The organism is Micromonospora sp. NPDC047753 (assembly GCF_040642735.1).
Classification (GTDB): domain Bacteria; phylum Actinomycetota; class Actinomycetes; order Mycobacteriales; family Micromonosporaceae; genus Micromonospora.
This window is the reverse complement of record NZ_JBEYSL010000009.1, coordinates 1-18,110: the sequence shown is the minus strand read 5'-3', so window position 1 is coordinate 18,110 and position 18,110 is coordinate 1. Positions and strand designations below refer to the sequence as shown.

At 70.9% G+C, this 18,110-nt stretch carries 13 protein-coding genes and 1 pseudogene; 4 read left to right on the top strand and 10 right to left on the bottom strand.

Annotated elements, in window-relative coordinates; translation table 11 throughout:
- Nucleotides 1–60: 60 nt before the first annotated feature.
- Nucleotides 61–1,881: a BTAD domain-containing putative transcriptional regulator gene (locus ABZ749_RS01790; protein WP_357221796.1), complete on the bottom strand. Its 1,821-nt coding sequence runs from the start codon at nt 1,879–1,881 to the stop codon at nt 61–63.
- Nucleotides 1,882–2,125: 244 nt separating this feature from the next.
- Here ABZ749_RS01790 and ABZ749_RS01785 point away from each other — a divergent pair, with 244 nt between their 5' ends.
- The 3 genes from ABZ749_RS01785 (at nt 2,126) to ABZ749_RS01775 (ending at nt 8,622) form a co-directional block, all read left to right on the top strand.
- Nucleotides 2,126–5,344: a type 2 lanthipeptide synthetase LanM family protein gene (locus ABZ749_RS01785; RefSeq protein WP_357221794.1), complete on the top strand. Its 3,219-nt coding sequence runs from the start codon at nt 2,126–2,128 to the stop codon at nt 5,342–5,344.
- The gene (locus tag ABZ749_RS01780) at nt 5,341–5,595 is read left to right on the top strand and encodes a hypothetical protein (protein WP_357221792.1); all 255 of its coding nucleotides are present in this window, start codon (nt 5,341–5,343) and stop codon (nt 5,593–5,595) included. Before ABZ749_RS01785 ends, ABZ749_RS01780 begins: the two co-directional genes overlap by 4 nt.
- A gap of 123 nt (nt 5,596–5,718) precedes the next feature.
- Nucleotides 5,719–8,622 carry an AAA family ATPase gene (locus tag ABZ749_RS01775; RefSeq protein ID WP_357221790.1) on the top strand — a complete coding sequence of 968 codons (2,904 nt, stop codon included), beginning with the start codon at nt 5,719–5,721 and terminating at the stop codon, nt 8,620–8,622.
- 701 nt (nt 8,623–9,323) lie between these two features.
- On the opposite strand, the gene ABZ749_RS01770 is transcribed toward ABZ749_RS01775, so the two are convergent.
- From ABZ749_RS01770 to ABZ749_RS01755, 4 genes are all read right to left on the bottom strand, one after another.
- The gene (locus tag ABZ749_RS01770; protein WP_357221788.1) at nt 9,324–9,512 is read right to left on the bottom strand and encodes a hypothetical protein; all 189 of its coding nucleotides are present in this window, start codon (nt 9,510–9,512) and stop codon (nt 9,324–9,326) included.
- Between the two features lie 254 nt (nt 9,513–9,766).
- Nucleotides 9,767–10,081, bottom strand: a complete 315-nt coding sequence (locus ABZ749_RS01765) for a hypothetical protein (RefSeq protein WP_357221786.1) — start codon at nt 10,079–10,081, stop codon at nt 9,767–9,769.
- Between the two features lie 208 nt (nt 10,082–10,289).
- The gene (locus ABZ749_RS01760) at nt 10,290–10,676 is read right to left on the bottom strand and encodes a hypothetical protein (RefSeq protein WP_357221784.1); all 387 of its coding nucleotides are present in this window, start codon (nt 10,674–10,676) and stop codon (nt 10,290–10,292) included.
- Between the two features lie 773 nt (nt 10,677–11,449).
- Complete coding sequence (locus tag ABZ749_RS01755; RefSeq protein ID WP_357221782.1) at nt 11,450–12,091, bottom strand: methyltransferase domain-containing protein; 642 nt, start codon at nt 12,089–12,091, stop codon at nt 11,450–11,452.
- A 385-nt stretch (nt 12,092–12,476) separates the two neighbouring features.
- On the opposite strand from ABZ749_RS01755, the pseudogene ABZ749_RS01750 reads away from it, so the two are divergent.
- Nucleotides 12,477–12,704 (top strand): annotated as a pseudogene (locus tag ABZ749_RS01750) (transposase); the annotation flags it as partial.
- Here the strand turns inward: ABZ749_RS01750 and ABZ749_RS01745 are convergent.
- The 5 genes from ABZ749_RS01745 to ABZ749_RS01725 all read right to left on the bottom strand — a co-directional run.
- Nucleotides 12,701–13,654, bottom strand: coding sequence for an ECF transporter S component (locus tag ABZ749_RS01745; protein WP_357221780.1), 954 nt, complete (start codon nt 13,652–13,654; stop codon nt 12,701–12,703). The pseudogene ABZ749_RS01750 and the gene ABZ749_RS01745 sit on opposite strands and share 4 nt — an antisense overlap.
- A complete protein-coding gene (locus ABZ749_RS01740) occupies nt 13,651–15,288 on the bottom strand; it encodes an ATP-binding cassette domain-containing protein (RefSeq protein ID WP_357221778.1) in 1,638 nt (545 codons plus the stop codon). The genes ABZ749_RS01745 and ABZ749_RS01740 overlap by 4 nt, the downstream gene beginning before the upstream one ends.
- On the bottom strand, nt 15,285–16,463 hold the full coding sequence (locus ABZ749_RS01735) for a CbiQ family ECF transporter T component (protein WP_357221776.1): 1,179 nt from the start codon (nt 16,461–16,463) through the stop codon (nt 15,285–15,287). The genes ABZ749_RS01740 and ABZ749_RS01735 overlap by 4 nt, the downstream gene beginning before the upstream one ends.
- Nucleotides 16,464–16,467: 4 nt before the next feature.
- The gene (locus tag ABZ749_RS01730; protein ID WP_357221774.1) at nt 16,468–17,415 is read right to left on the bottom strand and encodes an LPXTG cell wall anchor domain-containing protein; all 948 of its coding nucleotides are present in this window, start codon (nt 17,413–17,415) and stop codon (nt 16,468–16,470) included.
- Nucleotides 17,412–18,110 (bottom strand): prenyltransferase/squalene oxidase repeat-containing protein (locus ABZ749_RS01725; RefSeq protein WP_357221772.1); only part of this gene is annotated, 699 nt, incomplete at its 5' end. The genes ABZ749_RS01730 and ABZ749_RS01725, both read right to left, overlap by 4 nt.

Sequence of the window (18,110 nt, the reverse complement as noted above, 5' to 3'; positions counted from 1 at the left end):
GCTATATCTTCTCCATAGGCGCGGGAGCACGGCGGAAATGCCGGGGGTCCGCAGGCGCGGCTATGCCGGCAACGCCGATCGGGCGGTCACCACGCGGTGGTCCACCGGGTCGGCCTTCTCCCGCGCGAAGACCCGCACCAGGTCGTGGAAGCGGTGTCGCTGCCGCCGCCCACCGTCCGAGCCCGCGATCTCCAGCAGCCGTGCGTCGACCAGGCTCTCGGCCACCTCCTCCCCCACCCGGGGCGTCACGCCGAGCACCCGGGCGGCGGCGCCGATCGGGAAGTCCCCAGTGTTCAGCAGTGCCAGCCGGCGCAGCGCGACCTGGCTCTCGACCTCCAGCTCCTGGTAGCTGCCCTCGATGCGGGCCCGCACGTCCAGCGTCCCCAGCCGTAGTTCGTTGAGACGGAACCGTTCGTCGGCCAGCCGCTGCGCGAGGTAGCGCAGCGACCAGTGCGGCCGAGCGATGAGTCGCGCCGCAGCCACCCGGATGCCGATCGAAAGCCGCCCACACAGCTGCACGATCCGCTGTGCGGCACCGGGCTCGGCCGCCACCCGCGGCGAGCCGACGATCGTGGCGAACAGCTCCAGCGCCTGCGCCGGGTCGAGGATGCCCACCTCGACGCGGGTGACACCGGGCAACTCGGAGAGGCGGCCACGACAGGTCAGGATCACCCGACAGGACGGGTCACCGGGCAACAGCGGGCGGACCTGCGGATAGCTGGCAGAGTTGTCGAGTACCACCAGGACCCGCCGGCCGGCCAACTGGCTGCGGTAGAGGCACTCGCGTTCGTCGAGGCGCCTCGGGATGGCCTCCTCGGCATTGCCGAGGCTCCGGAGGAACCAGCCCAGCACGTCGCCCGGGTCGATGGCGTTGCCCCGGGTGCCGCCGAGGTCGGCGTAGAGCTGCCCGTCCGGGAAGTCGCTGCTGCACAGGTGCGCGGCCCGCAGCGCCAGCGCCGACTTGCCGACGCCGGCCATCCCGGTCAGCAGCGTGCGTTGCGGAGCGGACGGCGACGTCTCGGCGAGCAGCCCGGCCAGCGCCCGCAGCTCCTGCTTCCGGCCGCAGAAGTCCTGCGCCCCGGGCGGCAGCATCGCCGGTCGGACGTCGCGCCAGCCCGGTCCGGGCCGCGGTGCGACAGCGGCGTCGGGCGTCCCGGGGCCGGCCAGCACCGTCTGGTACGCCTCGGCGAGGGCCAGGCCCGGATCGGCACCCAACTCGTCGGCGAGGACCCGCCGGCCCTGGTGGTAGACGGCCAGCGCGTCGGCCTGGCGGTCACATCGCAGCAGCGCCGTGATCAGATGACTGCGCAGCAACTCGTGCAGCGGCTGCGCGGCGACCAGATCGCTCAGCTCCACCACCAGGTCGGCCTGTCGGCCCAGCATCAGGTCGGCCGTGATGCGATCCTCCAGGGCCGCCATCCGCACCTCGGCCATCCGGGGCGACTCCGCCTCGATGAGGTGGTCGGTGACGTTGCTGAGCGTCGCTCCGTTCCACAGCGCGAGCGCCTCGTGCAGGTCCCGCGCGGCCTCCTCGTGCCGGCCGGAGCGCAGTGCGTCCCGACCCAGTCCGGCCAGCCGTTCGAACTCCTCGATGTCGAGTCGGCTGTCGCGCAACCGCAGCAGGTACCCGGACCACTGCCGGACGATCTCCACCTCGTCGCCGAGATACTTCCGCAGCCGGGAGACGTAGTTGTAAAGCTGGGCGGCGAATGTCGCCGGCGGCTTCTCGTCCCACAGCAGCTGGCAGAGACGCGTGTCGGAGACTGTTCGCCCTCGGGCGAGCAACAGGACGGCCAGGACGGTGCGCTGCTTGGCGCCGTCCAGCGGGACCTCGCCGCCGTCGCGCCAGGCGCTCACCGGCCCCAGTACGCGAAACTCCACAGTCGCTCCGATCGGGTCAGCCCAACGAACAGTCGGAGAGTCGACCACCGCCGCGCATCGACACATCTGTGCCCGCCACCCAAGTTCCGTCGTCCGCACCCGCGTGTTGTCGCCACACCACCGACACCGGCCTCCGGTCCCCACCCTCCGGGCGGTCATCACCGACTGTCGTCCGGACCGCACCGGACAGTGCGCAAACTACGGCGACCAGCCAGATCGACAAGAATTTGGGTGGATCCCACGCATGAGTTACCCGTCGTCGCTTGGCACCCTCAACTCGATGAACACCACGGACGTCGACGGCCCACCCAGCCTCGCTCCGGCCGAGTCGCCCCGACTCCGCCGCGGCTGGTGGGCGCGGGGCCTGGCGCTGCACGAGCGGGTGACCGCCGGCGGCGGCACCGACCCGGTGGACAGCGAGCGGTTCGGGCACGCACGGTCGCGGCTGGATCTGTGGCGGGCCGACCGTGGGCTGGAGCTGGACGTCCGGCTGGGCGAGCTGGGCGTCGACGAGGACCGGTTGCTCACCTTCCTCGCCGAGGACGACGAGCACCTCGCCGCGCGAGTCGACCCACCGCCCTGGGCAGTCCTGATCGAGTCCGCGGTGCACGCCGCCGCACCGCCTCCGTCGGTGCCGGTCCCAGCGGACTGGAGGGCGGCGTTCGCCCTGCCGTTGCGCCCGTTGGTCGACCAGGCGAGGGCTCGCTTCCGCCGGGGCTCCGGCCCGGTGACCGACGCCCAGGTCGACCTGGGCGCGCTGGACGCCGCGTTGGGGGCCACCCTGGAACGGCGTCTGGCCGCGCTGGCCGCCCGTACCTTCGTCGAGGAGCTGCACCGCCGCAGGATCGCCGGCCTCCTCCAGGGTGCCGACAGCCGCGCCCGATTCATCGGCTTCGTCCGCCAGCTTGCCACCCCGGCAGGGCTGGCTGCGCTGTTCACCGATCTTCCGGTCCTGGCCAGGCTGCTCGGGCAGGCCACCGCGCACACCACCGACGCGATGCTGGAGCTGCTCGCCCGGTACACCGCCGACCGGGACTGCCTGGTCGACAACCTCCTGGGCGGCGTGGACCCCGGCCCACTGGTGGCCGTCGACGACAGGCGGGGTGACCCGCACCGGGCCGGCCGGACCACCACCGTGGTCCAGTTCGCGGACGGCCGGCGGTTGGTCTACAAGCCCCGGGATCTCACCCACGACGACCGGCTGGCGGCCTTCGTCGGCTGGATGAATCGGATGGTGCCCACCGTCGGCATGCGGGCGGCCGCCTGCCTGGTCCGTCCGGAGTACGGCTGGACCGAGTTCGTCACCGCGGCACCGCTGGCCGACCTGGACGGCGCGGACCGCTTCTATCGACGACAGGGTGCGCTGCTGGCGCTCGCCCACGCCCTCAACACCACCGATCTGCACTACGAGAACGTGATCGCCAGCGGCGAGGACCCCGTGGCCATCGACGCCGAGACGTTGTTCAGCCCCAGTTGGCGACCGGCATCTGAGAGCGGCGATCCAGCCGCCGACCTGCTCGCCGCCTCGGTGCACCGAACCGCGTTGCTGCCGCTGATCGTCGTCGGTGAGCAGGGCATCATGGACCTGTCCGGCGCCGGCGGCGACGAGGGCCGGCAGAGCCCGGTCAGTCGGATCGACTGGGCGGACCCGGGCACAGACCAGATGCGCCTGGTACGTCGCGCGTCCACCTTCGACGGTGCCTCGAACCGGCCCCGGCTCGGCGACCGGGTGATCGATCCGGAGGACCACGAGGCGGCGATGCTGGCGGGTTTCCGGCTCGGCTACGAAGCAATCGAGGCCCATCGCGGGGACTTCGCCCAGCTGGTCAAGGCGTCGTCGGCCATGACGGTGCGACTCGTCGTGCGGCCCACCTGGGCCTACCGGACGCTGCTCGACGAGGCCACCCATCCGAGCCTGCTGCGCGACGGTCTGGACCGGGACCGGTTCCTCGGGCGGCTCTGCGGCCGGACCACACTGCCCGGCGACCCAATGTTCGCCCGCCACGAGATCGCGGCCCTGTGGCGCGGCGACGTGCCGTACTTCCACGCCCGGGCCGACAGCCCCCAGCTGGCAGCCGACGGGGAGCCGACCGCGGTGCCGCTGTACCGCAGCGGCGTCGACGCGGCACTGGACCGGATCGCCGGGCTCGGCGAGGCCGACCGGCAGGACCAGGAGTGGGTCATCATGGCCAGCCTGGCCACCCGCCGGCCGGTCGGCGCCCATGGCGACACGGCGCCAATGGAGGGTGCGTCGCACGGAACCGCCGCCCCACCCGAACGGCTGGTCTCGGCAGCCTGCGCGATCGCCGACCAGATCGTGGCCCGGGGCGCACCGGGCCGGGACCGCGTGAACTGGCTCGGCCTGGAGCTGGTCGACAACCGGCAGTGGCTGCTGCTCCCGATGGGCGCCGGCCTGGCCAACGGGTACCTCGGCGTGGCGCTCTTCCTCGGCCAGCTCGCTCACATCAGCGGCGTGGCCCGCTACGGCGACGTGGCCCGCCGGGCGGTCGCCGCGACCCCGGGGCTACTGCGCCTACTCGCGGATCGCCCGGAGCTGGTCACGGCGATCGGCTGTGGCGGGCTGCACGGCCTCGGCGGACTGGCCTACGGGCTGGCTCGGCTGGCCGTGCTGCTCGACGACCCGGAGATCGGTCGGTGGGTCGACACGGCTGTCGAACTCGCCGAGGTCGCGGTTTCCGGCCCCGCCACCGACGACTGGGCCACCGGCAGGGCCGGCTGCCTGGCCGCGATGACATCGATTCACGCCGAGCTGGGTCTCGATCGGGCGGCGGCGCTGGCCCGGACCTGCGCCGACCAGCTGGCCGGTACGACCGCGTCCGATCACCCCGCCAGTCCGGCTGGCTTCGCCGATGGCACGGCCGGCATCGCGTACGCCCTGCAACGGTTCGTCGACGTCGGCGGCGGCTCACCGCAGCATGCGGACGCGGCAGACAGAGCCCTGCGGCACGCCCGGCAGACCCCGACCAGCTCGTCCGGGTGGTGTGCCGGCACCGCCGGCCTGGCACTCGCCCTCGCCGGTCGACACGACGCGGGCACCTCGCCCACCACAGACCCGGACGCGCTGGCTCACCTCGTCCGGCGCCTGGCCGATCGGCCACTGTCCCGCGACCTGAGTATCTGCCACGGCGAGTCCGGTATCGGTGAGGCGCTGACCGTGCTGGCCGCGGGGCCGGCTGGCCCTGCGGCCGCCGCCGCGCTACGGCAGCGGACCACCCTGCTCCTCAACTCCCTGCAATGGCAGACGCGCCACTGCGGCACACCCGACGGAGTGCTCACACCGGGACTGCTGACCGGCCTCGCCGGCATCGGCTACGGACTGCTGCGCTCCGCCCTGGCCGCACGGATTCCGTCCGCGTTGCTCCTGGAACCCACCCCACAGCCAACCGGACCCGACTGGCTGTCGCTCACCAACCCGTTCACCACGAGGAGAGAAGAACAATGATGTCTCAACAGCTCACCGCCGACGTCACCCACGTCGCTACCGCCCCCGTCGAGACCGCCCACTTGGAGGACCCGAACCCCGCCGGGGAGCCAAAGGTCAGCCCGATGGTGGCCTTCGGCCTGCGTACGGCGGCCCTGGCCGGTCTGGCCATCCCGGTGGGCCTCCTGGTGGGACACCTGGTCGCTGGCGACGCCGGAACCGTCGACGCCGCCGCTCCGCTCACCACCTGCTGCCCCACCTTCGCTCTGTGACCCTGGGCGGAAACCACCCGGTCAGCGCGGCGATCAGTCCGGTCGGACGATAATCCCGCCAGGCTCGGTGCGCCTGCTGTCTGACCCTGGTCATCGATGAAGTGCCTCGCTATCGTTGCCGCCGTGCAACGATCACGCGTCCTGGTCGGCCGAGATGCGGAATTCGGTGTGCTGATCGGCATGATCGAGGCTGCCCGCGTCGGGCGCGGGGGCGCGGTCTTCATCGTCGGAGAGGCCGGCGTCGGCAAGTCGCGGCTCGCCGCGGCGGCCGCCGAGTCCGCCTACACCGCCGAAATGAGTCTGCTGCGGGGGCGGGCCAGCGCACTCGGCACCGGAGTGCCGCTGCGCCCGCTCACCGAGGCGGTGCTCTCCCTGCTCAGATCGTCCACCGTAGACGTCGCGGCGCTCGGCCCGTACGGGCCGATCCTCGGCCGGTTGGTGCCCGACTGGGGCACCCCTCTCGCCGACCAGGAGACCGGATCGGTGGTGATCCTGGCCGAGGCGGTGCTCCGGCTGACCGGTCTCGCCGGCCAGGACCGCGGGTGCCTGATGGTCCTGGACGATCTCCAGGACGCCGACGCCGAGACGCTCATGGTGGTCGAATACCTGATCGACAACCTCGACCAGCAGCCCACCCTGCTGGTCGGCGTCCTCCGGGCGGACGACTCCCCCGCGCTGGAGGTCGCTCGGGCAGCAGCCCGCCGCGGCCGGTGCACCGTGATCGAGTTGGGCGGTCTCGGGCCCGAGGACCTGCGCGCCATGGCTGGGGCATGCCTCGGCGTGGCGGCGGATGAGCTGCCCACGGCCGCGGCCGAGCTGCTCTGGGGCGGCAGCGGCGGCAACCCGTTCCTCATCGAGGAGATCCTCGCGGCGATGGTGGAGAACGGATTGCTCCGGCACGGTCCACAGGGGTGGCTCGTCACTCCAGAGGCGCCCACCACGCTGCCCACCGCCTTCGCCAGAAGCATGGCGCACCGGATCGAGAAGCTGAGCCCGCAGGCCCGGGAGCTGCTGTCCTGCGGCGCCCTGATCGGGCAACGCTTCTCGGTGGCCGTGGTGCAGTCGGCGACAGGGCTCAGCGACCGCGACCTGTTCAACAATCTGCACGGCGACATCGTCGCCCAGCTGGTGGCACCGGACGACCAGTTGACCGACTGGTACACCTTCCGGCACCGCGTCACCCGCGAGTCGCTGCTCGCCCTGGTCGAGCCGGCCACCCGGCGGGAGTTGGCCCACACCGTCGCCGAGGCCGTCGCGAAGGTCCACCCGGAGTTGCCCGGTGAGTGGTGCCAGATCTCCGCCACCCTGCGCGTCGAGACCGGCGACGCCCTGTTGGCCGGTCGGCTCTTTGCCGAAGCTGGCCGGAGGGCCCTCGCGCAGGGTGCCGCCACCTCGGCCGTCGCCCTCCTCGACAGGGCTTGGGAGCTCCAGGCCGACGGGCCGGCCGAGGCCCGCGCCGACACCCTGGAGACGCTCCTGCAGGCCCTCGGCGAGGCTGGCCTGGTACGGCGGGCACTGGAGCTGGTCAACAGTCCGGACCAGGTGGCCGGTCTCCCCGCTCGACGGCAGGCCAGGCTGCACACCCGGCTGGCCTGGACCGCGGTGTTGGCCGGGGAGCTGACCGACGCGCTGGCCCAGGTGGAGATTGCCCGTGAGCTGCTCGGCCCGGACCCCGCGGCGGAGGACGCAGCTCCGATCGACGTCGTCGCCGCACACCTGGCCCTGGACACGCCGGGGCGGGACCAGATGGAGGTCGCCGAGACCCTGGCCCGCCGGGCCGCCACGGTCGGCGCCGCCGTGCCGCTGCCGGTGGTGGCCTGTCAGGCCTGGCAGTTGCTCGGTGCGCTCGTCCGGCATCGCGACCCGGCCGAGGCTACCCGCTGCTTGGAGCAGGCCCGGTCCATCGCCGCCGAGCACGGCCTGCCGATCTGGGAGGTCCACGCGCTGATTCGGCTCGGCAACGACGACGCGTTGCTGCACGGCACACTGGACCGGCTGGAACAAGCCCGGGAACGAGCGCTGCGAGCCGGGGCGGTGACTGCCCGCCAGCAGGCCGAGGCGAGCATCGCGCTGCACCTGATCATGCGCGGCGAGTACCCGGCCGCACAGAACCTGATCGACCAGGTCCTCACCGCGACGACCCGCCTGAAGCTGATGGAGACCACCCAGTACGTGCTGCTGCTCAGCGCGGTGCTCGCCGCCCACCAGGGCCGGCGGGTGGAGATGCAGGACGCGCTCGCCGAGTTCCGGCGCTGGGGCGGTGACGAGAGCCTGCACACACAGCGGGTCCACGGGCTGGCCGGCACGTTCTGCGCGCTGCTGGAGGAGAATCGCCCGCGGGCGCTGGACGAGCTGTCCCTGGCGGTACGGGCGGAGGAGACGAACCCGACCGTGTTCCACCTGGGTGGACGGCTCGGCCTCCAGTTGCTGTTGCGGGCGATGGCCGGCGAGGTCAGCTTTTCGGCGTACGAGGCGATCGTCGGCACACCGGCGAGCCAGCTCCGGTGGGACCGGCAGTTCGCTCTCTTCGCCCGGGCGGTCCTGCTTGGCCGCGCGGGTCAGCACGACGCCGCGACCGCCACCCTGGCCGAGGCCATGGAGGTCGGCGCGCTGTACGCGATGGGGCGACACCTCGCCCTGCGGCTGGTCGCCGAGTCGGCGCTCGCCGATGGCTGGGGCACCCCCGTGGAGTGGCTGCGTGCCGCCGAAAACTACTTCCACCAGGCGAAGGTCACGCCGGTCGCCGGGGCGTGTCGCACGCTGCTGCGCCAAGCTGGCGCGCGGGTCACCCAACGTCGGCGCGGTGCCGCAGAGATCCCACCCGAGCTGCGGGCAGCGGGCGTGACGGTACGGGAGTGGGAGGTGCTGCAGCTGCTCACCGGCCGACTGAGCAATCGCGAAATAGCCGGGCGACTACACCTGTCACCGCGCACGGTGGAGCGGCACGTCTCCAGCCTCATCACCAAGACCGGCGAGCCAAACCGGATCGCATTGAGCGATATCGCGACCGATTTCGACAGTGGCTGACCGGTCCATGAGCTTCCTGGCGCTGGGTCCACGGCCGACCCGGCTACCAATGCCGACACGGACACACGAGCACCCGCACCAAGACCTTCGCCCAACCGAAGATCCTCTACATCCGGGAAGACCACCTGCTCGACCGCATCCGACACGACCGCGGGCTACACCGTCGCCATCCCGCACTGCGCAGCCCCGACCCAGAAAAGCTTGCCGCCTACTTACGCACCACAACATGATCATTGTGTGTGACCACCAAGCGTGGACCATCGAAGCCGAAACCGCGATCTACCCGCTCACCGCGGCGGGGAGCTTCCTCGCCACGACAGCAAAAATCCCCGCCCAACGGGACGGGGATCACGCAAAACACGAACAACCATCACAGTTCGTGTGGAAATAATGTGTCCGAGGGGGGATTCGAACTCTTGTACGTATCATCGGTGCTCCATTTCGGGTGCACATGCTCATAGATTACGGCACGTTCAGGGTTGGCTCAACCTCGCGCGCTCATTACCGGGCGTGAGCATGAATCGAAGTCGGGACGCGTAGGGTCCAAGCTTGCCAGCCAGCTGGTTCGGTTATCGACTGACCGAAATGAACGTGCAGGCATCAAGCTTGAGCCCCACCGCAGGGGTCCTGGTGAGTTTCAGTCGACCGGCGTTGACGGCAACCCGTGCCGCTCGCGTTCTTCGGTAGCGAGCGCACCAGGTTCACCGCCTTCGTCGAACTTTGAAATTCACCACAACCGCGCGCAGCGCCAGAGCATTCAGCGCCGACCACCGCGATGCACCGAGGTGTTCCCGCAACGCGCGGATCTGCGCTCGCACCGCCAGGGCGAGGGTCTGGATCCGGATGAGTCGCCGGACCGCTGCGGTGTCGGAGCTGCGGTAGACGGCCACGGCCGTCAGATCTGCCCCTCCTGCCGTCGCACGTCGCTGACGCTGAACAGGAACGGCAGATTCCCGAAGTACCTCTCCCCCGACGGCACCAACTGTTCCATGTCCGAGGCGAACAACCGCAGATAGGATTCTGAGCAAGCGCCGCGCTTTACGGTCACGTTTCACGCGCTTCGGCGGACACGTGAGGATCCTGTTTAGAGGCCTGAGCCATCGGAAGTGATCACATTGACCGCCGCGCCGCATGGGGAGCCGAATCATCCGAAAAGTTCGCGGATAACTCCCATTGCTCGTGGCGAGATCGCTTCGTCGGGGTAAAAGTCGGCGCACAGACGTATAGCGTCGTCCACCGTCGCTATCTTGGCCAGCGCCGCCAAGGCGCGAAGGTCGTCCACGTCGCGGGTTCGCGCCGCGAGCGCTTTCATCGCGAAGATGTGCTCCGGCGAGGCGGCCATCACGCGCAGGCCAGGGTGGTCGAAGACTCGCCGCTTGCCCGGGTCGTCCTTGCCGGATACATACACGCTGGCCTGCTCGTTGAGCCACCACGGCGGTAGGCCCAGTTCGTCGGCCACTGCACGCGCCTCATCGAGGACGACTCCGTGCGGGACGAACATCGCGTCGACGTCCCTGGTAACCCGTTTCGCGTCGAGGCGAGCGCCATCGCGGCACCACCCACAATGAAGATGTCAGCGACGACTCCGCGCCGGACAAGCCGGTCGCCCAGGTGAGCGAACGCGCGTTCGAGTTCCGCGCGCCCCATGAGGACGCTGTCTGATCCGCTCACGCCGCGGCCAGGTCGTGAACGGAGAGGTAAACACCGTGCTTCCGGAATGCAGCCGGGGCCCATGCCAGGGCGTCGGCCCGGTGGATGGCCAGTTCGGCCGGGAACCATGCCCGGCGCAGCACACGTGCGTCGACCCATGCGGGCGGGGCAAGATCTGCCTGAGCCAGCAGGTGCTCCGCGAGCGCGGCAAGCAGCGCGTCCCACCGTGGGTCTCCGGTTAGCCCGGGCTCATCTCGTAACAGGTCGACCCTGGTTTCGGCGAGTTCCCAGCGGTACTCCTCCAGAAACTCCCATACGAGCTTCCAGCGAGTCTGGTCGGTGTCCGCGGACACCAGATGGGTGGCCAACCTGGCCAGACTCATCGGTTCGTAGCTGGTACCCATCGGGCAAGCCTCACCTTCGAGCCGACGGCTTCATCCGTTGCAGACTATCGCGGCGCCGCCCGCGAACACCGCAGAGGTGAGGTGGCGACGGGTGCCCGATTTTGGGCCGCACCCCTGCTCAGGGGTTTCACTCATGCTGCACGCACGGCATCACCCTTGTGATCTTGATCGTAGGCAGCGCAGTCTGTGACGTTGCCTGTCAACTAACAGGGGGTGCATGCGAGCGTGACTCTCAGTCAGGATGCGATCAAGAAGACGACGAAGTTGGTCGAGTTTCTCGCTGAGGTAACGGCCGCAGTCGAGCGGAACCCAGTGTGCGACATTCTGGAAGACCCGGACACGCCTGATCCCGTCATCCGGCTCGATGTGTTCACGACTTTGCCGGGGCCCTGGACGCCTCCCGCGAAGGGCTGCTGATCCTGCCCGAGCGGGAGATGACGCGAGCCTTGACGGCTGTCCCAGCCGGGAACAACCGCCGGCTGGTGCACGACGCGCTCCAGGTCCGCACTGGTAGTGGGATCGGCGGGCTTGGGCTTGGGATGTTCGTCGCCAGATCGACCGGTGCAGGATGTGCCCTGGTGGGAGGGCAGCGGCGAGGACGAAGGCGTTGACGAGTCGGCGGATCTCGGCGACGGTCAACGCGATGATCTCCGTGTCAGCGTGGGGTTGCTGGGCGGTGGCGGTGAGGATGGTCAGGACGGCGAGGGCGAGCATGGCCAGGGTGACGTGGCGGTACCAGCCGGTCCAAGGTCGCCTTCGGCGCGAAGATTCTGTCAGGCCGTCCTGCGCAAGGCGATCACATTGTCGGTCACCTTGGCCGTCTGGCCGCCCGGGCCGGTGGCCGTCCGATCGCGGGCTTCGCAGCAGCCCACCTGCCAGGACGCGGGATCGAGGGCCAGACCGGCCAGGGTCTCGTCCGGGGTGGGAATCGTGGCCCCCTGGTTCCAGGACCATGGGGCCACCGAACCATGGTCGACGATCAGCAGCACGCCGCCGTGGTTCACCTGTTCGCCGAGTTCACGAAGGATGCGGGCCTTGGGGAACTCGAAGAGGCTGTGCAGGTAATGAGCGCTCACCAGGTCCCAGGTGCCCGAGGGCAGGGAATCCGACAGGTCGTGCCGTTCGGTACGGATCCTGTCACTCAGCCGCTCCTGGGCGGCGCGCTCGTTTACCCGTTGCAGGGCGGCATCGGCGATGTCGACCGCAGTGACCTGCCAGCCGCGTTGGGCGAGCCACAGGCTGTCGCCGCCCTGACCGCATCCCAGGTCGAGGGCAGCGCCCGGCGGAAGGTCGCCGACCATTGCGGCAAGGATCGGGTTGACGCGTACCTCCCACGAGGAGGCGGCGACCTGCTGGTGCAGGCTCTCCCAGAACTCGGCCGGTGTCGCCGCGTCCGGGGGGTCCATGTACTTCATGCGCTCACGTCCTCGCGATCGATCGGGCTCCACCGGCATGGTGCCCGTTGTTCCATGGCGCCGGCGAGAAAACTTGCCGGATCGGCAAACGCCGTTCGGCGGGACAACGAGGGCTCAGGCGCACGGGTCGGCGCGATAGGTGTCAATGGCCAAGCCCAGATCGGGTGTGCGGGTCTATCTAATACTCCAAACTCACTTGGCTTTGGCGTTGGGCGTGGCATGGGTATGGAGACGGCCACCGCGTGCCGTGATGACCCGCGACACAGAACCGATCAGACCGGACGGAAGAAGCGGGCGGAGCCCTCGGCGGAGGCGAAAGCCGCCATCGAGCTGGTCCGGGCAGCCAAGGAACAAGGGCTGTCGCTGACCGGTCCGGATGGGCTGCATCTGCTCTGCGAACGCAATCGAATCGTTGATCGCCCGCTACCGGCGAGCGGTCAAGGCCCGCGGCCACGTCCCCAACGAACTGGCCGCGTTGAATTGTCAGTAACTGGTGACCCGGTCCCTGGACCCCACCGGAGCAGGCCGAACCCGATGGACGACGCGCTGGAAACCCGCGTTGAACGCCTTCGCCATCACCTTCAGCGACCGCTTCCCAGCCGCTGAAACCTACGAACCAAGATCGCCGGAAACACCTTTAGCGAGACAGCCCCGTCGGGCGGTCGGCGGCCGACCACCGATGCCCGCTGTCGTGTCGCTGTCCGGATCAGGCGCCAGAGGCCGACCATCAGCGGAGGAGGCTCTGGGGCTGGCCGGGGACGGCACAGCAGCGGCCGTGAACGTCGGGGCAGCCCGGAAACGTGCACGTCGGGCCGCGCGCCGGAACGCGCCGAGCACTGCCGGCCCGGCGAGGGTGACGAGGATGGCGGTGGTGACCGCCCGCCCGGTGTCCCAGCCCAGCGAGGTGACGGTGAAGAAGGTCAGGTACCTGTGGAGTTGCTCCAGGGCCGGCAGGCCGGGTTGGTAGGCGATCGAGCTGGTCGGGTCGAGCGAGAACGGCCAGAAGGACAGGTTGAGCATGAACCCGAAGAAGTATCCGCTGACCGCGGCGTAGGCGGCGAGCAGGACGATCTCGGCCCGTCCGCGGATCCGGGGCAGGAGACCGGCGAACATGCCGACCCAGGCGCAGCCGAACATCTGGTACGGCATCCACGGTCCCACTCCCCCGGTGAGCAGGGCGGAGGCGAACAGCGAGGTGCAGCCCAGCGCGAAGCCGAAGCCGGGTCCGAAGACCCGGCCGGCGAGCACGAGGATGAAGAAGACCGTCTCGATGCCCGCGGTGCCGGCGCCGAGTGGTCGCAGGGCCGCGTTGATCGCTGACAGCACGCCCAGCATGGCGAGCGCCTTGGCGTCGATCCTGCCGTCGGCGATCTCGGCGAAGATGACGGCGAGGACCAGGAGCAGCAGCACCCCGAACATCAGCGGAGGAGTCTGGGTGGAGCCGAAGGTGCCCGGCGCGACAACGAACGGCCAGAGAAACGCGACGAAGCCGAGGAACGACGCCATGGTGATCGCGAGCACGGCACGGCCGGGCACGCGGACGGCGACGGTCAGCGTGGTCACGCGCGTACCTCCGGATTGTCGAGGGCGGCGGCTACCTGCCCGACCGTCAGGTACGGCAGCGGCGCGAGGATCTTCGCGACCTGCGGGGCGAACGTCGGCGACGCGGTGAGGACGGCCGCAACGGGGCCGGCGGCGACGATCTCACCGTCGGCCATCACCACCACCCGGTCGGCGGCGGCGGTGGCGAACTCAACGTCGTGGGTGGCCACCACGACGGAACGGCCCTGCGCGGCGAGGCTGTCGAGAGTACGGGTCAGTGCGGCCTTGGCCTGGTAGTCCAGCCCACGGGTGGGCTCGTCGAGGAGCACAACACCGGGGGTGACGGCGAGTTGGATGGCCAGGACCACGGCGAGCTGCTGCCCGGCGGACAGGTCCCGGGGATGGCTGTCGCCGTCGATGCCGGCGGCGATGCCGTCGAGGAGCCGTCGCGCGGTGCCCGGCTCGGCGCCGTCGCGGTCGGCCTGGTCGAGTTCGGCGTCGACGGTGTCGAGGTACAGCAGGTCGGTGGCGGTCTGCGGGACGAGACCGACGAGTCGGCGGGCCTGGCTGGCACCCACCCGACCCGGGTCAAGGTCGTCGCCGTGCGCCGGGTCGGGAACGGCGATGCTGCCGCCGTCCCGGAGACCCGAGCCTTGCAATGCCCAGAGCAGGGACGACTTGCCGGAGCCGTTGCGCCCCATCAGCGCGGTGATCTCACCGCATACCAGAGTCAGGTCGACTCCACGGACGGCGACGACCGATCCGTGCCGGACGATCACACCGGCGGCGGTGAGTGCGTTCTGGGCTTCGGCGTGTGAGTGGCGGTGTGGCTGCGGGGGCGTGGTGGGGAGCCGGTCGCGCAGTGTGGTGGCGTGCCGGCGGGCGTCGCGTACCGACAGGGGTAGCGGTGACCAGCCGGCCAGGCGCCCGAGTGCGACCACTGGCGGCGCGACGGTGGTGCCGGCGACGAGCGTGGCCGGGTCACCGTGGCGGACGGTGCCGTCGCGGGCGACGTGGATGAGCCGGTCGGCGTACGGCAGGACACGTTCCAGTCGGTGCTCGGCCAGCACGACTGTGACACCTAGGTCGTGAACCAGCCGGGTGACGGTGGCGAGAACGTCGTCGGCCCCGGTCGGGTCGAGCGCGGAGGTGGGCTCGTCGAGGACGAGCACCCGTGGGTGGGCGGTCAGCGCCGCGCCGATCGCCACGCGTTGCTGCTGACCGCCGGAGAGTTCGTGCAGGCCACGGCGGCGTAGGTCGACGAGGCCGAGCAGGTCGAGGGTCTCCTCCACTCGGGTCCGCATGACCGCCGGGTCGAGCGCCAACTGCTCCATCCCGTACGCCAACTCCTCCTCGACGGTGTCGGTGACGAACCCGGCGACCGGGTCCTGCCCGACGACGCCGACCAGGTCGGCGAACTCGCGGGGCGGGTGGTCGGCGGTGTCCCGGCCGGCGACGCGCACGCTGCCCTGGAGGGTGCCGCCGCTGAAGTGCGGTACGAGCCCGTTGATCGCGGCGAGCAGTGTCGACTTCCCGGCGCCGGTGTGCCCGACGACCAGGCACAGCTCTCCCTCGTCGATGTCGAGGTCGACGTCGCGCAGGGTGGGGCGGGGCGCACCGTCGTACGTGATGCTGACGCGCTCGAAGCGGATCATGACGGTGCTCCTGCGGTGTCGGCGGCGCGGCCCCGTACGGCGGCGGGCTGCGGTCGGTGCGGGCGCGGCGGTGTCGGTGCGGCGATCGCCGCGAGGGCGGCGACAAGGATCGCGGCGGCCGGTAGTGCGGGCAGGCTGGGCCAGTGCAGCGGGTAGAGGCTCGGGTTGAGCGCGGCGGGGTCGTAGCCGGTGCCGGCACCGAGCACGATGGCCGTGACGACGCCGCAGCCGGCGACCGTCCACTCCGGCCACTGCCACGGGTCCGGCCGGTAACGGCTGCGGGAGACCCGACGCCCACCGAGCGCCATCCCGGCGACGCAGAGCAGCACACCACCGCCGAGGCCGCCGAGCCCGACCGGGCGGGGCACGCGCGGGTCGAGCAGGCCGTACACGCCGACGCACAGGCCGGCCATGCCGGTGAGCATGAGGACGCCGGTGAGCCGCCGCGAGCCCGGTGTGGCGGTGCCGACCCGGCCGTAGCCGCGCGAGTCCATGGCGGCGGCCAGCCGCAGCGACCGGTCCAGCGCGTCGTGCAGGACCGGCATCACGATGGCCCGTACGGCACCGAGGCCCCTGGCCCGTCCGGCACGTAACCGGCGGGCCCGGGCGACCCGTTGGACGCTCTCCACGAGTTGCGGTGCGACGCTGAACGAGACGGTGACGGCGACACCGAGTTCGTACAGCGCGCCGGGGAGGACCCGCAGGGCGCGTTTGGGGTTGGCGAGGCTGTTGGCGGCACCGATGCAGCACAGCAGGCAGGCCAGCCGGAGCCCGTCAACGCAGGCGGACAGGGTCGCCTCCAGGGACACTGGACCACCAATCTGGATTCCCGCGTACCACTCGGGCGTGGGCAGCTGCGGGAGCCGGAACAGGATGTGGTCGTCGGGGGTGATGCCCGAGGCGAAGACCGTCCGGAACACCACCCGGATCGCGATGATGATCAGCGCGAGGTAGAGGTAGTAGCGGAACGCCCGTGCCCACGGCGCGTCCGTGCGGCGGGCGCTGACGACGAAACCGAGCACCGCGAAGATGAGCAGCAGGAGAAGGGGGTTGCTGGTACGGCTCGCGGCGGTGGCCAGCGCGAGCGCCCACAGCCACCAAGCCACCGGATGCAGGGAGCGCGGCAACCGGGCCACCGCGAGGCGGTGGACAAGGCCGGTACGGATCGGGCGCATCGGGTCAGGTGCGGCGGCGTCGCCAGCCGACGACACCGCCGGCGAGGGCGAGCAGCGCCAGCAGCCCAACCGTGATCAGTGCCGGCAGCGCCGAACCGGTGTCCTGGCGGGCTGCCGTCACGGTGGGTTCCGCGTCGAGGATGCGTGGTCCTTCGACGGTGGCGTTCGGTGGCAGGGACGGTCCTACCGCGGCCGGTGAGATAGCTTCGCCGGCCGGGGGCGTAGGCGTACCACTCATCGGGATCGGCGTCGGCGCTCCCGCCGGCGGGAGGCCGGGCGGAGGGTTGCCGACGCCGGGGTTGCCCGGCGGCGGATTGCCAGCGCCCGGGTTGCCGACGCCTGGTGGATTCCCGCCGCCCGGCTGAGCCGGGGTGGGTGCGACGGGGGGCGGAGCGGTGGTGGCCGTGCCGGTCGGCTTGCTGTTGCGGGCGCGGACGCTGTCCGGACTGAGCCGGGGCCGTCCCTCGGTGCCCCCGATGTCGGTCGCCCCGAAGATCCACAGGTCGACGCTGCCAGGCTTGGGTTTGTAGCTCATCGCGCCGAGTTGGCTGTAGACCCAGCTGTTATGCCCCGGGTCGGCGTGCCAGTACGACCAGTACGCGCTGGCCGGCGGGGTGAGAGCACACCTCTCGTCCGCCGGGGTGGGGTACTGGGTGCCGCCCTGGTGGCCCGCGTAGCCGATCCGGCAGATGAACGCCGGCCCGTCGTGTTGTGTCCCGGTGGTGCGCCAGCCGCCCTGGTTGAGCAGTTGGTAGCCGGTGGTCGGGGTGGTGCCGCAGGACCGCAGGAGCGGCCCACCCCAGCGGCTGAAGTCCACCGCGAGAATCACCCCGGACGAGGTGGTGCACTGCCCGATCGGCAGCGGGTCGGCCAGCGCCGGTGCGGGCGTCACCACCAGCGCGCCGACGATCATCAGCGCCACTATCGAGCGGCGCCACCTGCGGGCCGTCACGACAGACCGCCCGTGCTGGAGACCGCGCGACGGCGTGCGGAGACCCGCAGCAGGACGCCCGCGACGACGAGCACCAACGCCAGCAGGGTGATCGTGATGATCGACCAGCCGGTGCGGGGCAGGTTGCCCGACGAGTGCCCGCCGGCGCCGGCCGACGGCGGAGACACACTCGGGGCTGCCGACGGGGACGACGACTGGCTCGCGGTCGGTGTCGCGGTCGGGTTGGTCGTCGGGGTGCTGGACGGGTCCGGGCCCGGCAGTTCGTGCACGTCCCGGGTCAGGGCGGCGAACGAGATGCCGGTCGCGCCGCCGACGACCTGGGTGGACGCGCGCAGGTCCGAGCCGGCCTGACCGCCGGCGGCGACGGTGAACCCGCCGTCGTCGTTCTGCTGACCGGCCAGGAACGACAGTGCCTTGTCGACCTGTCGGGCGTAGGTGTCGCCGCGCAGGGTGAGGCCCTGGATCGCGAGCGCCGTGGAGTTGGTGGAGTCGCCGGCCGCGCCGGGGAAACCGCCGTGCTCCTTCTGCGCCGACGCGACCCAGGTCAACGCCTTGTCGACGGCGTTGACCGCCGCCGGGTCATCGGTCAGCGGCGCGAGAGCCATCGCGGCCATCGCGGTGCTGTCGACGTCCCGGTCGGCGTCCCCCGCCGGGATGAGGCTGGGGAACGACCCGTCCGCGCGCTGAAGTCCCTT

Bases quoted from the DNA above. Each gene is read 5' to 3' on its own strand.
- ABZ749_RS01760 (WP_357221784.1), bottom strand. From the start codon at position 10,676: ATGGGTACCAGCTACGAACCGATGAGTCTGGCCAGGTTGGCCACCCAT.
- ABZ749_RS01740 (WP_357221778.1), bottom strand. From the start codon at position 15,288: ATGATCCGCTTCGAGCGCGTCAGCATCACGTACGACGGTGCGCCCCGC.
- ABZ749_RS01735 (WP_357221776.1), bottom strand. From the start codon at position 16,463: ATGCGCCCGATCCGTACCGGCCTTGTCCACCGCCTCGCGGTGGCCCGG.
- ABZ749_RS01780 (WP_357221792.1), top strand. From the start codon at position 5,341: ATGATGTCTCAACAGCTCACCGCCGACGTCACCCACGTCGCTACCGCC.
- ABZ749_RS01785 (WP_357221794.1), top strand. From the start codon at position 2,126: ATGAGTTACCCGTCGTCGCTTGGCACCCTCAACTCGATGAACACCACG.
- ABZ749_RS01755 (WP_357221782.1), bottom strand. From the start codon at position 12,091: ATGAAGTACATGGACCCCCCGGACGCGGCGACACCGGCCGAGTTCTGG.